The sequence below is a fragment of the Gilliamella sp. wkB308 genome (assembly GCF_001690185.1).
In the GTDB taxonomy this organism is placed as follows: Bacteria; Pseudomonadota; Gammaproteobacteria; order Enterobacterales; family Orbaceae; genus Gilliamella; species Gilliamella apicola_I.
Window position 1 is genome coordinate 23,159 of sequence record NZ_LZGN01000003.1, and the last position, 14,369, is coordinate 37,527.

15 protein-coding genes and 1 tRNA gene are annotated in these 14,369 nt (G+C 34.5%); 10 read left to right on the forward strand and 6 right to left on the reverse strand.

Annotated features, from left to right (window positions below):
• The first annotated feature begins 4 nt into the window (after window positions 1-4).
• The 5 genes from truC (at window position 5) to A9G10_RS00185 (ending at window position 3,376) form a co-directional block, all read left to right on the forward strand.
• Window positions 5-718 (forward strand): tRNA pseudouridine(65) synthase TruC, encoded by a 714-nt coding sequence (gene truC, locus A9G10_RS00165; RefSeq protein ID WP_081298950.1) that lies wholly within the window; start codon window positions 5-7, stop codon window positions 716-718.
• A 321-nt stretch (window positions 719-1,039) separates the two neighbouring features.
• Window positions 1,040-1,450 (forward strand): DUF4878 domain-containing protein, encoded by a 411-nt coding sequence (locus A9G10_RS00170; protein WP_179855791.1) that lies wholly within the window; start codon window positions 1,040-1,042, stop codon window positions 1,448-1,450.
• Window positions 1,451-1,541: 91 nt separating this feature from the next.
• On the forward strand, window positions 1,542-2,150 hold the full coding sequence (locus A9G10_RS00175) for a YiiX/YebB-like N1pC/P60 family cysteine hydrolase (RefSeq protein ID WP_065557690.1): 609 nt from the start codon (window positions 1,542-1,544) through the stop codon (window positions 2,148-2,150).
• Window positions 2,151-2,489: 339 nt separating this feature from the next.
• Window positions 2,490-2,563, forward strand: a tRNA-Cys gene (locus A9G10_RS00180).
• Between the two features lie 156 nt (window positions 2,564-2,719).
• Window positions 2,720-3,376, forward strand: coding sequence for a DUF7424 family protein (locus A9G10_RS00185; RefSeq protein WP_065557691.1), 657 nt, complete (start codon window positions 2,720-2,722; stop codon window positions 3,374-3,376).
• Between the two features lie 153 nt (window positions 3,377-3,529).
• On the opposite strand, the gene A9G10_RS12955 is transcribed toward A9G10_RS00185, so the two are convergent.
• Window positions 3,530-3,742 carry a type II toxin-antitoxin system HicB family antitoxin gene (locus A9G10_RS12955; protein WP_081298936.1) on the reverse strand — a complete coding sequence of 71 codons (213 nt, stop codon included), beginning with the start codon at window positions 3,740-3,742 and terminating at the stop codon, window positions 3,530-3,532.
• A complete protein-coding gene (locus tag A9G10_RS12665) occupies window positions 3,693-3,872 on the reverse strand; it encodes a hypothetical protein (protein WP_065557693.1) in 180 nt (59 codons plus the stop codon). The genes A9G10_RS12955 and A9G10_RS12665 overlap by 50 nt, the downstream gene beginning before the upstream one ends.
• 478 nt (window positions 3,873-4,350) lie before the next feature.
• Between A9G10_RS12665 and A9G10_RS00200 the strand changes: the two genes are divergently transcribed.
• Both A9G10_RS00200 and trhP read left to right on the forward strand, forming a co-directional pair.
• Window positions 4,351-4,542, forward strand: a complete 192-nt coding sequence (locus A9G10_RS00200; protein ID WP_065557694.1) for a thermostable hemolysin delta-VPH — start codon at window positions 4,351-4,353, stop codon at window positions 4,540-4,542.
• A gap of 290 nt (window positions 4,543-4,832) precedes the next feature.
• A complete protein-coding gene (gene trhP / locus A9G10_RS00205; RefSeq protein ID WP_065557695.1) occupies window positions 4,833-6,176 on the forward strand; it encodes a prephenate-dependent tRNA uridine(34) hydroxylase TrhP in 1,344 nt (447 codons plus the stop codon).
• Window positions 6,177-6,224: 48 nt separating this feature from the next.
• On the opposite strand, the gene proA is transcribed toward trhP, so the two are convergent.
• The 4 genes from proA to gpt form a co-directional block, all read right to left on the reverse strand.
• On the reverse strand, window positions 6,225-7,478 hold the full coding sequence (gene proA / locus A9G10_RS00210) for a glutamate-5-semialdehyde dehydrogenase (RefSeq protein WP_065557696.1): 1,254 nt from the start codon (window positions 7,476-7,478) through the stop codon (window positions 6,225-6,227).
• 182 nt (window positions 7,479-7,660) lie between these two features.
• Window positions 7,661-8,773 carry a glutamate 5-kinase gene (gene proB, locus A9G10_RS00215; RefSeq protein ID WP_065557697.1) on the reverse strand — a complete coding sequence of 371 codons (1,113 nt, stop codon included), beginning with the start codon at window positions 8,771-8,773 and terminating at the stop codon, window positions 7,661-7,663.
• 24 nt (window positions 8,774-8,797) lie between these two features.
• A complete protein-coding gene (gene frsA, locus A9G10_RS00220) occupies window positions 8,798-10,054 on the reverse strand; it encodes an esterase FrsA (protein WP_065557698.1) in 1,257 nt (418 codons plus the stop codon).
• 30 nt (window positions 10,055-10,084) lie between these two features.
• Window positions 10,085-10,618, reverse strand: a complete 534-nt coding sequence (gene gpt / locus A9G10_RS00225) for a xanthine phosphoribosyltransferase (RefSeq protein WP_081298937.1) — start codon at window positions 10,616-10,618, stop codon at window positions 10,085-10,087.
• A gap of 150 nt (window positions 10,619-10,768) precedes the next feature.
• Between gpt and A9G10_RS00230 the strand changes: the two genes are divergently transcribed.
• The 3 genes from A9G10_RS00230 to argB all read left to right on the forward strand — a co-directional run bounded on the left by A9G10_RS00230 (window position 10,769) and on the right by argB (window position 14,279).
• Window positions 10,769-12,232 (forward strand): aminoacyl-histidine dipeptidase, encoded by a 1,464-nt coding sequence (locus A9G10_RS00230; protein ID WP_065557699.1) that lies wholly within the window; start codon window positions 10,769-10,771, stop codon window positions 12,230-12,232.
• A 185-nt stretch (window positions 12,233-12,417) separates the two neighbouring features.
• Window positions 12,418-13,428: an N-acetyl-gamma-glutamyl-phosphate reductase gene (gene argC, locus A9G10_RS00235; protein WP_065557700.1), complete on the forward strand. Its 1,011-nt coding sequence runs from the start codon at window positions 12,418-12,420 to the stop codon at window positions 13,426-13,428.
• A 71-nt stretch (window positions 13,429-13,499) separates the two neighbouring features.
• Window positions 13,500-14,279, forward strand: coding sequence for an acetylglutamate kinase (gene argB / locus A9G10_RS00240; protein ID WP_065557701.1), 780 nt, complete (start codon window positions 13,500-13,502; stop codon window positions 14,277-14,279).
• Window positions 14,280-14,369: the final 90 nt, after the last annotated feature.

The window sequence follows — 14,369 nt, forward strand, 5'->3', positions numbered from 1 at the left end:
AATGATGTTCGAAATTCTTTATCAAGATGATGCTTTAATTGCGATTAACAAGCCATCCGGTTGGCTTGTGCATCGCAGTTGGTTAGATAAACATGAAACAACGGTTGTCATGCAAACTTTGCGAGATCAGATTGGACAACATGTGTTTCCTATTCATCGCTTAGATCGTCCTACATCAGGGGTATTATTGTTTGCTTTATCTAGTGAAACCGCTCGCTTAATGTCACAACAGTTTGCAACTAAACAAATTGAAAAAACGTATCATGCAATTGTTCGGGGTTATGTTGAAGGTGAGGCGATAATTGATTATCCATTAGTTGAGGAGCTGGATAAAATTGCCGATAAGTTCTCAACACCGAATAAACCCGCACAAGATGCAATTACTTTTTATCGGGGGATCAGTAGGATCGAAGTGCCGATTAAAGTTGGTAAATTTGATACAGCAAGATTTAGTTTTGTGGAATTAAACCCCCAAACCGGTCGAAAACATCAATTACGCCGCCACATGAAACATATATTTCATCCTATTTTAGGTGATAGTAAACATGGTGATCTTCATCAAAATCGAGCTTTTACTACTTACTTTGGTATTAAAAGGCTAATGTTACATGCAAGTTCTCTTAATATTATTCACCCTCTAACGCTGTGTCCAATCACGATTAAAGCTGATTTAGATGATAACTGGCAATCTATTTTGAAAAATTTTGAATTGATTTAATCAATTTATTTCATATTTTTATTAAATAATTTGGTGTTATTTCAGTGCAAGTTGCTCCAATTTCTATCAATAATACAAATGAATAGCACCATTAAGTCCAATTAAAAACTGAGAAAATCAAGTATTAAAATGGAATTTTAGTATAACGATGTTATTCCTAATTACTTATGAATAATTAATAAAATTTGACTTATTTCTTTTCAATTAAAGTATAACATAGTATGATTTTATATCTTTTCAAAGTTGAAAATGCATTTATGCTACCTTGAAAAGGAATTCGGATAGATTTAGGTCGTTAATATTTTGTTAATGGGAAAAAAAATGAAATTAGTTGTAAAATTTTTGGGTATTTTTATGTTATCGCTTATGGTTTTTGCCTGCACCAATAATGATTCTCCAGAAGCCGTTGGAGAAAAATTTACAAAAGCTGGTTATAGCGTTGATATGGATACCTTTATGGATTTATTGTATATTTCTGATGATATGCAAGAAGATGGTGTTGATATAAAAATACTATTAAAAAGTAAATTTAAGAGTGTTTTAGATGAATCTGCAAAAATGGCAAAAAACCATGGCGGAATTGATAAAATCGTTAGTTCACCTGCTGAATATAATTCCGATAAAACAATAGCTCATGTTGAAGTTACTGTTTCATTTAAAGATGGTGCTCAAAAGAAATCTAGTTTAGATTTGATAAAGATTGATGGTAAATGGCTTATCAATATGAAATAAATCATAAGATTAGTGTTTAATAACGAAAATAAAAAAGGGTAAATCAATGATTACCCTTTTTCTATTATGATTAACTAATTTTTAAATTGTCATGAAATTTTGCCATTTTGTCTTTATTGTTATACTGTTTTGTTCTAATTTAGTAATAAAAACGGTATCAGCTGATTCTTTAGATGATAAATCTAACTTTATTTCACTTATAAAAGTAGGGGATTGGATTTTTCGCAAAGGTGTTCAAATTGATAGTGTGGTGATTAATCAATTAGGCGGCGGTGATTTTTCTCATATTGGTTTTATTATTGCAACTGAGCCAGAAGTTAGAGTAATTCATGCAACAACGGGCGATAATGAAAATCTACCAAATCAAGTTATTATTTCAACAATTGACGAATTTACTACGCCTTCACTTGCGCAGAAGTATGCGATAGCAAGACCCCATTTTTTATCTGATCATCAACAACAATTGATAGTTGCAGAACTACTAACTAAACAAGGTGCTCCGTTTGTACTAGCTAGTCGTGATGAAGATCATTTATATTGCACTACATTGCTTTATGACGCCATTGTCAAAATTTATCCGGAGTTTAATTTAGAATGGAAGTATGCTAACTTTCCTTTATTCAATGGCATTTATTTATTTCCTAGTGCCTTCGCAGATTATGAGGGTATCACATGGATCTATCGCTATTCTGAAAATTAATTAGATAGACAATGCTTGTAAAAACAGTTCTGATAAATTACGGTTATTAGCTTCATTAATTGAAGTATTGTCATCAATCGTTATCAACCGCCTTTTTAGTTAATCCGTAAGCAAGTGAATACCATTTTTAAAACGTAATAGACTAAGTGATTTTTGCTGATCACTAAATTTTATTTTTTTATATTTATGTCTATTATGTGTTGAAATTTGGATGAATAATTATCGAAAAGGGTAGTGAGATTAAATAACTTTCATGACTGCTGTAATTATAAACTATTTATTCTTGACGTATAAACATGCCAATGCTAATATTTGCCACCTATTCAGTTAGACCTCAACGGCGCGTTGGCAGAGTGGCCATGCTGCGGATTGCAAATCCGTCTACCTCAGTTCGATTCTGGGACGCGCCTCCATTTCTTGTCAATAAGATACTGTCATATTAAAACAATTAACGCTTCTAAACTGCACAAACAGGTATAGTGAATTAGTTTGTATCGGCGGAAAGTTTGAAAACATCTGATTAATTTGTTATTTTGTTCTTCATTTATTTAATGTACAGGGAATAACATATGAAAAAGGTAATTATTGGATTAATATCTGTCGCATTGCTGTCGGGTTGTAAAGTGGAATTAGTTCCTACAGTAAATCTGAGTGATGTCAATAGTGTAACTGCTAAAACTGTTCAATCGAAACTCATTGTTGAGGTTATGTCATGCACTGATTTTGAGGACTCAAGAAAGGAATCTTCAGATGTGAGGGACGTAAAAAAAGCGATTTCAGAAGTTTTCACAGATGCTAAATATATAGATTGCTATCGTGAGAAAATGGACTCAAAGGCATTGTTCGAAGTTCCAATTATAGTTGGTGGTAAAACGGCAGTTGGCGATATCCAAATCACTAATGCTGGATTTGGTGGGGGTATGATTGTTAGGATGTCTGAAAGAGTAAAAAATAAGATTAATCGTGCTACCAAATCAACCATGTCTAAGCCTGAGCCTTCTATAACAATAAATCTGAATAATGATTTAAATTCGGAACTCGATATCGTTGCTCATGCAGTATATTTAGATAATTATGCACTGCCGTTATCGCCCTACACACTTTTAGCTGGTGAAAAACACACGTTTAAGTTATCTGATGTTTCGGTCTCCTCCGCATTTCAACACGGAGTAGCGCTGATTTATGAGGATTTAAATAATAGAATGAAGATGGAAGTCAAAAAATAACGTAGTTTATCCCTAATTATAATTTATTCAGCGACAAACCGTGTCGCTGAATAGGTGGTTCCTCGTTATCAGTTAACTTTATAAAGGCGTTGATTTGATGATCAAAATAATTAATGTGTTTTTTTGCTGTTAGTTCATTAATAGCCGCCTAAACTAAAAAAAGCTTTTATCCCTATAAAACGAATTTGACGTTTTAACTGTGTTATCTCTTCTATCGATAAGAAAATTTGGCAATGTAATATTAATTTGTTTTTGTTTTCCAACAATTGCTGGCAAATTAATGCCAATAATCATCCAAGTGCCGTAATACTCATATTCAGCTTTTTTTATATGAAGTATAGTCATTATGAAGGTCCTTAACATCATATTCACCTGATTCAATCCTGTCTGGAATAGTTAACAAAATGGCTTTAATTGTCATTGCAGGTATGTCGCTTTCTTTGTCGACAGTCTGCAAAAAAATTCCGTTTTTTAGTTTTTTTTGGAATTCTTTCATAAAATTAACCTCTGCTATCAAGGATAGTTGAAAAAATGTTTTCATATCATTTATAAAGTTATTTTAGACTAAAGGAATAGTTAGATAAGTTTGAAAAGGATTGTTATTTTGAGATAAATGTTATATTGTAAAGATTATTTAAAATATGGAGATAACTATGATACCAAATTTAAGCACTTATGGAGTATTTGTTTTAAGCCTAATATTTTATTGGTGGATTTATGCAATTATTTTTTTGACTGGTTTTTATATTTTTTGTTTCTCTAGAGGTAAATTCATGCGTAGGTTAGGTGCTTTATTAATGCTGTTGCCAGTATGTTGTTATTTGTTCTTCATATTTACTATTAAATTTTAATCGTTCAAATGAAAATAACTTAAACTATATTCTCTTTTATTTTTTTATTTAAACTGATTGCTATATTGCTCAAAAAAGAGTACATATAATAGTCAAATATAGGTATTTTTGATTTGACTAACTATGAGCTACTTTAATTATCATGCAAAAGCAAAAAAATTAATCAAAGATGGTTTTCTTCTTGGCTATGAGTTTGTGGATAATTGGAATGGAATTAAACCCGCTTTGGTGTTGTATTTTGTGAACGAAAAGCCTATGCCAATCAGAGAGTATCGTTGGGAAGAGTATTTCCCTCTTATTAATAAAGAAATCTAAAAGATGAATAGTTAAACAAAGTGATAACCATTCATTTACTAGTTTACGATATATGGCATAGTTCTTATCGTTGTCCCAATCATTAAAGAATTAGGTATTTAAACAATTTGATTTGAATTTAATCATCATTTTTAATCAAAATTGTATTAAATCCTATCAAGTTAGGATTTGTTAAGTTTATCTTTAAATAAATTTGCCAAGCTCTAGCCTAAAGCGTAAAATGCCCACCTATTTTTTGCTTAACCTATTACTGCTGAGTAATACTGACTTGAAATCAGAGGCATTTTTTAATGACAAATTTATACCCAAAACCTGAGTTACTTTCACCTGCCGGTTCTCTTAAAAACATGCGTTATGCGTTTGCTTATGGTGCAGATGCGGTTTACGCAGGTCAACCTCGCTACAGTTTGCGTGTTCGCAATAATGAATTTAATCATGAAAACTTAGCTATCGGGATTAACGAAGCCCACGCACAGGGTAAAAAGTTTTACGTGGTTGTGAATATTGCACCACATAATTCAAAACTTAAAACGTTTATTCGTGATTTAGAACCCATTGTTAATATGAAACCCGATGCCTTTATTATGTCTGATCCGGGGTTAATTATGCTTGTTCGTGAGCATTTTCCGGAAATGGAGATTCACTTATCGGTGCAATCCAATGCCGTGAACTGGGCAACGGTCAAATTTTGGCACAAAATGGGATTAACACGTGTTGTGTTATCTCGAGAGCTGTCTCTTGAAGAGATTGCCGAAATACGTGAAAAAGTTCCTGAGATGGAATTAGAAGTGTTTATCCATGGTGCACTTTGTATGGCATATTCCGGGCGTTGTCTGCTATCTGGTTATATTAATAAACGTGATTCTAACCAAGGTACTTGTACTAATGCCTGTCGTTGGGAGTATAAAATTGCTGAAGGTAAACAAGATGAAGTAGGGCAGATTGTTCATAAGTATGAACCCATACCTGTGCAACAAGTTGAACCTACACTAGGCATTGGTCAAACAACAAATAAAGTATTTATGTTAGAAGAATCAGGTCGACCGGGTGAATACATGCAAGCATTCGAAGATGAGCATGGTACTTATATCATGAATTCTAAGGATTTAAGAGCGGTAGAACTAGTTGAAGATTTGACTAAAATAGGTGTCCACTCGTTGAAAATTGAGGGGCGTACCAAGTCCTTTTATTACTGTGCAAGAACGGCACAGGTGTATCGTCAAGCGATAGATGCTGCAAGCGAAGGTAAACCGTTTGATCCTCGTTTATTGGCTGAACTCGATTCTTTAGCGCATCGAGGTTATACCGAGGGCTTTTTGCGTCGTCATAAGCATGAAGATATGCAAAATTATGTTCACAGTCATTCTGTATCCGACAGACAACAGTTTGTGGGGGAATTTAGTGGTGAACGTCTAAATGGTTTAGCGGAAATTATTGTTAAGAATAAGTTTTCAGTAGGTGATAGTGTTGAAATGATGACACCAAAAGGTAACATGACTTTTACTATTGAACGTATGGAGAATAAAAAAGGGCAACCCGTGCCAGCGGGATTAGGTGATGGGCATATTGTTTATATTCCAATCCCAGAAGAAATCGATTTAAATTATGCATTATTAATGCGTAATTTTGACTAGATATTAAAGTATCAACTGTCAGCTGTTACTGAACAGTTGATACAGATTTTATTGACGAATTAAATCATCCCCAATACCTATCCACTTATAGGTTGTTAATGCTTCAAGTCCCATAGGGCCTCTGGCATGTAATTTTTGAGTGCTTACTGCCACTTCAGCGCCTAAACCAAATTGTCCACCGTCGGTAAAACGTGTCGAGGCGTTGACATATACCGCTGCTGCATCGACTTGATTAACAAATTGTTCAGCATTAGTTAAGTTACGGGTTAAGATTGATTCTGAATGACCACTTCCATATTCTCGTATATGTTCTATTGCATTTTCGAGGGAATCAACGATGACAACATTAAGGTCTTTTGATAACCATTCTTGACGTAACTCTTGATCGTTTATCGGATACACATTAGCTTTATTTGAGTTTAAAATTTCAATTGTGCGCTTATCTGCATGTAAGGTAACCTCATTATCTGTCATTATTTGGCTTAATATCGGTATGAACATTGGCGCAATTTTATGATGAACTAATAATGTTTCCAGCGTATTACAAGTGCTAGGGCGCTGTGTTTTAGCATTAATAATAATGGCTAGCGCTTTATCAAAATCAGCACTTTCATCAACAAAAATATGACAGACACCAATACCCCCTGTAATGACTGGTATAGTAGATTGTTCACGACATAATTGATGTAGTGCCACGCCACCTCTTGGAATAATCATATCAATGTACTTGTCGAGTTTAAGTAATTCATTAATATATTTTCGGTCAGGATTGTCTATATATTGTATGGCGGTTTGTGGTAATCCAATTTGTGATAAGGCTTGTTGGATAACGGAAATAATCGCCATATTAGTTTTGAGCGTTTCTTTGCCACCTCTAAGTATCGCCGCATTACCTGTTTTTAAACAAAGCGAAGCAATATCAATGGTTACATTTGGACGAGCTTCATATATTACACCAATTACACCTAATGGCACTCTGTGACGTTGTAACTTTAAACCGCTGTCTAATGTTGACCCATCAATGATTTCTCCAATAGGATCTTTCAGTGTTATGACTTTACGAACATCATTGGCAATCGATGATAATCGCTCAGGTGTTAGCAGTAGTCGATCAACAATAGCATCACTTAAGCCTTGTTCTTTTGCTAATTTTATATCGTGCGCATTAGCTGTTAAAATCATGGTGCTTTGTGCTTCTAATAAATCGGCAATGACCGTAAGTACTTTATTTTTTGTCGCAGTAGGGCATTGTGCTAATTGGTATGCAGCTTGTTTTGCTGATTCTCCGATTTGGTTTAACATGATGAGACCTTTAAAGATTTTTTAATTCTTAATATTGGTTAAACGCATAAAATACGTTTAAAGCACTATGCTGATTTTCTGCTTTATTATTGTTATTTATGAATTTAAATCAATTGATTTTATCACAATTATTGAGCTTAATAATGATCAGTGTATCGTATTCGAATAAGATCACTAATAGATTATTGTTTAATAATCATATCATTTCGATGAACGGCAACTGAACCATATTCATAGCCAATAATTTGGCTAATTTCCAGTGAGTGATGTCCTGCTATTTGTTGTAGTGCATCGCTATTATAACGACTGACTCCTCGGGCAATGGATTTGCCTGATTTATCACATATATCAACCACTTCACCACGTGAAAAGGTTTGTGCAACTTTTATAATTCCTTTTGGTAAAAGGGAGCTTCCATTATTTAAAATTGCATTCACTGCACCGTCATCCAATATAAGTTTGCCTGCTATCGGTGCACCAAATATCCAATGTTTGCGATGTTCTAATGGTGTTTTTTGAGCAAGAAAACGAGTGCCGACCGATTTATTATTCATGATATCGATAATTACATTGGGTCTGTTTCCTGCCGCTATAACAACTTCGATACCGGCACTTCCTGCAACTTCAGCAGCTTGTATTTTTGTGCTCATTCCACCGGTTCCTAAACCTGAAACACTATCACCCGCGATACTACGCAAATGATCGTCAATCTGTTCGATTTCTGAAATTAATTTAGCGTTTTTATCTGATCTAGGATCGGCAGTATATAAACCTTCGATATCAGTTAATAAAATAAGTTTATCGGCTTCTGCTAAAATAGCCGCAAGTGCAGATAAATTATCATTATCGCCAACTTTAATTTCTGCTGTTGCTACCGCATCATTTTCATTGATTACGGGTACAATTTGGTTATCCAGCATCGCTTTTAACACATCTTGAGCATTTAAGAATCTTTCACGATCTTCTAAATCTGCACGTGTTAATAGCATTTGACCAATGTAAATTTTATAAATAGAAAACAGTTGTTCCCAAAGTTGGATGAGTTTACTTTGACCAACAGAAGCAAGTAATTGTTTTGACGCAACCGTATTTGGTAGGTTAGGGTAGTTTAAATACTCTCGTCCGGCAGCGATTGCACCTGACGTCACAATAATAACTTTATGACCTTCTTGATGTAAGATTGCACATTGTCGTATTAATTCTACTATCCGAGCACGATCTAGCTGTTTTGTCCCACTTGTTAATACGCTTGTACCCAATTTAACCACGACAACTTGCTGTTTTATGTTAGTCATAACGATACTCATTTTATACTGGTATTACAAAATAGACTTCATCCATGTTACTGATTGTGTTAATGCTTGATGTAAACTTTTTTGTAATGGTGTTTTTGGAATAGTGATAATTTTATTTTGCTTAGCTGAATGAATAAGTTTTGCTTCAGTTAAGGTACTAAGCTTATCATTTTCGAAAATAATATTCATCACAGGAACTGGGCAAGCTCGAGTTAAAAGACCCTGATTTTTTAGAGAGAAATAATTTAATTCGGCGGCTAATTGTTGGTTGGATACTAGCGGTAATCCCAAACGGCTAGCTAGCATATCTTTGTAGCTATTAGGTAGATTCTTTTGTAGTTCTTTATCAGTGAAAATTTGATGAACAAAAGGTGTAAAATTAAATAATCCTTTGATTTTATTTGGCATCAAATAGCTTAATCGTGTTGCAATATGCGAACCAAAACGAAAACCTGCCACAATTAAACGATTATTATCCACCCACGGCACGTTAGCAAGTTGCTCAATAATGGCTTGATGAATCTGACTACTATTTTGGGTTAAAGTGAAGTTACGACTGTATCCAACACTGGGTAAATCCACTGTTAACATCGCAAAACCTTGTGGTGCTAAATATTCACTAAAATATCGATAAAAATCGATTTGCAAATTTCCAAGTGCATTACAGATCAAAACAACAGGGCATGTACCTTCAGTTTTGGGTAAATGCAGTAGTGTTTTGACATTCCGATCTTCGACTTTGAACTCAAGTTCTTTAATCTTATAAGGGGAATAGTTGAGCGCTTTTGTATAAGCTTGATACGCACATGTTTGGGCATACATCGCTAACTCGTCATTTTTAAAATGAGGATAGCTTGCAATACTGGCATATTCGCTTGCAATCAAATGATAAGTATTTAGATTTTTTTTATCGTCTTCGCTTAAATTGTTGGAATCGATTACATCGGCCTTTGCTGACCACTCCGCGGATTGATTTAAAAATTCGTAAATCCAATTACCCGGTTGATAACCAATAACGGAATCTAACCATTTATCATTGGTGTGTTTTTTAGTTGAAGCAGCAATTCGTGATAATACTGCTTCAACTTCAAGTTTTGGCAAACCTCGCCAAAACCACAAAATGGGATTGATAATTCTATACCATCTTGAATCTAGGTCGCCGTCTAACGGACTAATACTACTACCTTCACTGCAATCAATACGATTAATAAGTCCCGATGTTTCTGGATAATCATATTGCTGTTTAAAAATTTGTTCTGATAGATTTTTAGTCGCTGACATAACAGCCAATTATCCCTTATGGTAGATTAATTATTCATGATCACTAATTGGTTTAACAAACATAACACCGGTATCCCAAGGCTGTTCAATCCAAGTATCTTGTTCAATATCTACAACGTAATCATCAACAAGAGGTTTGCCTGCCGGTTTTGCAAAAATAGTCACAAAACGTGCTTTAGGATACATATCACGAATGGTGTGAGCGGTGTTACCGGTATCAACTAAATCATCAACAACAATAAACCCTTCGCCATCACCGTTAGCTTGTTTAAGAATCAGTTTTTCACGTTGATGGTCATGATCATAGCTTGAAATACAGACAGTATCAACATAACGAATGCTTAGTTCACGAGCAAGAATCGCAGCGGGAACTAAACCACCACGGCTTACTGCAATAATGCCTTTCCATTGATTTGCGGGTAGTAAACGTTTTGAAAGTTGACGTCCATAGGCTTGTAGCATTTCCCAGGTAACGTTGAATTTTTCTTTTTCAGCGATGACTTCAGCTTTATGCTGTTTTTTAGCTTTGATTTCTTCTTCTGTTAAATTTTGTTCTATTGGCATGAGTAACTCGCAATTTTAATCGAATGTGTAAATATAATAAATTAATATTAATGGACTAAAAATAGATGTAAAATTGCACCTTATTATAGAGCGATTACACAAAAAAAACCACTCATTAATTAATTACTCACTTAATATTGAGGATATATTATGCTTTCCACATTAGAGCCAAAATTTACTTGGCAGATTTTTAATGATATTTGTAAAATTCCACATCCTTCACATCATGAACAAATGATAACTAAATATATTGTTGATTTTGCCAATTCTCATCATATTGCTTATCAAATCGATAAAGCAGGAAATATTTTGTTAACAAAACCAGCAACCAAAGGTTTGGAACATTGTCCTTCAATTGCGTTACAAGCTCATATGGATATGGTTCCTCAAAAAAATGAAGGCACAGTACACGATTTTTTGACTGATCCTATTCAAGCTTATGTTGACGGTGAATGGGTCAAAGCTAAAGGAACAACTTTAGGAGCTGATAATGGTGTTGGGTTGGCTTCGGCATTAGCTGTTTTAATTGATCCGACTGTTGAGCATGGACCGTTAGAAGTGCTTGTTACTACATCAGAAGAGACCGGTATGCATGGCGCATTTGGTCTTCAACCTAATTGGCTTAAAAGCAAATACTTAATTAATACCGATTCTGAAGATGAAGGTGAAATATTTACAGGATGCGCTGGCGGCGTTGATTTTACCACAACGTTCGCAATTACTTACGCTGTTATGCCTGAAAAACATGATTGTTATATGCGTATATCATTAAAAGGTTTAAAAGGTGGGCATTCAGGGTGTGATATTCATCTTGGGCGCGGTAATGCAATTAAACTTATGGCTAGGTTTTTGGCTGAGTATGCTCAGGACTTTTCATTTAGATTGGCGGATATACAAGGTGGATCATTACGAAATGCAATCCCAAGAGAAGCATTTGCCGAAATTTCATTGAATAAACAAGATTTACCTAAGCTTAAGTCAATCCTTCAGCAATATAAAGCGACCTTAAAAAACGAATTAGGTAGCGTTGAACCAAATATTGAAATAAATTTGAGTGATGTTGATGCAACCAAAGTTAGACGTGTATTAACAACCGAGCATCAAAACAAAATCATCAATTGGTTGAATTCAGCACCTAATGGTGTGGTGAGAATGAGTGATCAAATACATGGCGTCGTTGAAACATCTTTAAATTTAGGCATTGTGAATATCAAAGAGAATCAACTTTATGTAAATTTCTTAATCCGTTCACAAGTAGATTCTGCTAAAGATGCGGTTGTTTCGACCTTAATTTCGCTAAGTCAATTAGTCAATGCAAATTATGAAATCAGTGGTGGTTATTCTGGTTGGGAACCGAAATTAGATTCTAGTTTGTTGCAACTTGCGAAAGACAAATATCATGAACTTTTTTCACAAAAAGCAAAAATTATGGTAATACATGCTGGGCTAGAATGTGGTCTATTTAAGCAATCTTATCCTGATATGGATATGATTTCGATTGGGCCAACAATTGTATCTCCTCATTCTCCTGATGAAAAAGTGAATATTCAAAGCGTTCATCGTTATTGGGATCTACTTATTGCAATTTTAAAATCAGCAATACTTTTAAAATAGTATCAATCTAAAAAACCTGCGGATCGTCGTCGGCAGGTTTTTAACTGTCTTAATAAAGATTACGTTAAATCGATAAATGAAATAAAATTCACAAAAAGTGAATAAGAATTCATTTTAGGGCTTGTATCGGTTTAATAAATAACCTACTATATATTCATTATTTAATAATAAATTATAGGAATGGTATGTTAAAAGCGGTTATTGTTGGAGCGAGTGGTTATGCAGGTGCAAAATTAGCCTATTACTTGACTAAACACCCGCATGTTGAACTTGTTGCTTTAACGGTTTCAGAAAATAGTCAAGATGGGGGAAAGCTTATCTCAGACTATAATCTTCATCCTCAATTAAAAGGGGTGGTAGATTTACCTTTAATTGCAACCTCAGATTATTCTTTTCTAATTGATGATATCGATTTAGTATTTTTGGCAACTGAGCATGCTGTTAGTCATGATATCGCTCCTTATTTTTTAGAGCGCGGCTGTACGGTTTTTGATTTGTCGGGTGCTTTTCGTGTTAATTCTTCCTCATTTTATCAAGATTTTTATGGCTTTACTCATCAACACCAACAATGGTTAGACCAAGCGATTTATGGCTTAGCCGAATGGAATTTTAAAGCAATTAAACAAGCAAAATTAATTGCTGTTCCTGGTTGTTATCCAACGGCAAGTTTATTACCTTTAAAGCCATTAATTGAAGAGGATTTAATAGATAAATCGCAATTACCTGTCATCAATGCGGTAAGTGGCGTGAGTGGTGCAGGGCGTAAACCTTCCCATAATAACTTATTTTGTGAAGTCAGTTTACATGCTTATGGGCTATTTTCTCATCGACATCAACCTGAAATTGCAACGCATCTAGGTCAAGAGGTCATTTTTACTCCTCATTTAGGTTGTTTTAAACAAGGTATTCACGCAACGATAACTTGCCTTGTAAAAGCCAATGTGTCTTCTAATGATATTCTTTCGGCATTAAATAAGTATTACGACGATAAGCCTTTAGTTAGGGTATATCAAAAAGATTGGCCAGCTTTAAAAGCTGTCGTCGGATTACCTTATTGTGATATAGGATTTGTTTTAAAAGGACGACATTTAATTTTAATTTCAGTGGAAGATAACTTATTAAAAGGTGCAGCAGCACAAGCTGTGCAGTGTATGAATATCCGATTTGGTTTTGATGAAACGATGGCTTTGCTGTAAAAATTAAGATATTCATTGATTAATTAATATGAACAGTGGTTAACGATAATTTAAGTTAATAGGAAATTGATATGAAACCATTAATTATTAAGCTCGGCGGCGTACTTCTCGATAATAAAGATGCATTAAAGCAGTTGTTTGTTGTTATATGTGATTATAAACAGAATTATATCCGCCCTTTAATTATTGTACACGGTGGGGGCAGTGTCGTTGATTCCTTAATGGATAGGTTATCGATCCCCGTTGTTCGTCGTAATGGATTAAGGGTCACACCGGCAGATCAAATTGATGTGATTGTTGGTAGTCTTGCTGGTAGCGCAAATACCACTTTACTCTCTGAAGCTAAAAAACAGCATATACCAAGTATAGGGCTCTGTTTAGCTGACGGTGATAGCGTCAAAGTTAAGCAGATTTCGGAAGAGCTCGGGTATGTTGGTGAAGCACAGGCAGGGGATCCGACTTTAGTGAATCTTCTAATAAAAAACGGTTATTTGCCGATCGTAAGTTCAATTGGTATAACAGATGAAGGCCAAATGATGAATGTCAACGCAGACCATGCAGCAGTGGCGTTAGCTAAAACATTAGATGCGGATTTAATTTTGCTTTCTGATGTGATTGGCGTTTTAGATGAAAATAAACAGCGCATTGAATCATTAACTCAATTACAAGCTGATCAACTTATCGCTAATGGGGTGATTACTGACGGCATGATAGTTAAAGTTAATTCTGCATTTGAAGCTGCTAAAGCGTTAGGAAGGGGAATTGATATAGCAAGTTGGAAAGAACCGGATAAACTGATTGAATTATTTAATGGAAAATCCGGTATTACGGGTACAAGAATTATTGCTTAAATAGCAATCAGATATTATATTACATCGGTTATCATTCTAACTGTTTTCAGAAATAAGTGATGTAGGTTTCAAGATTTTTTAACTTATTCG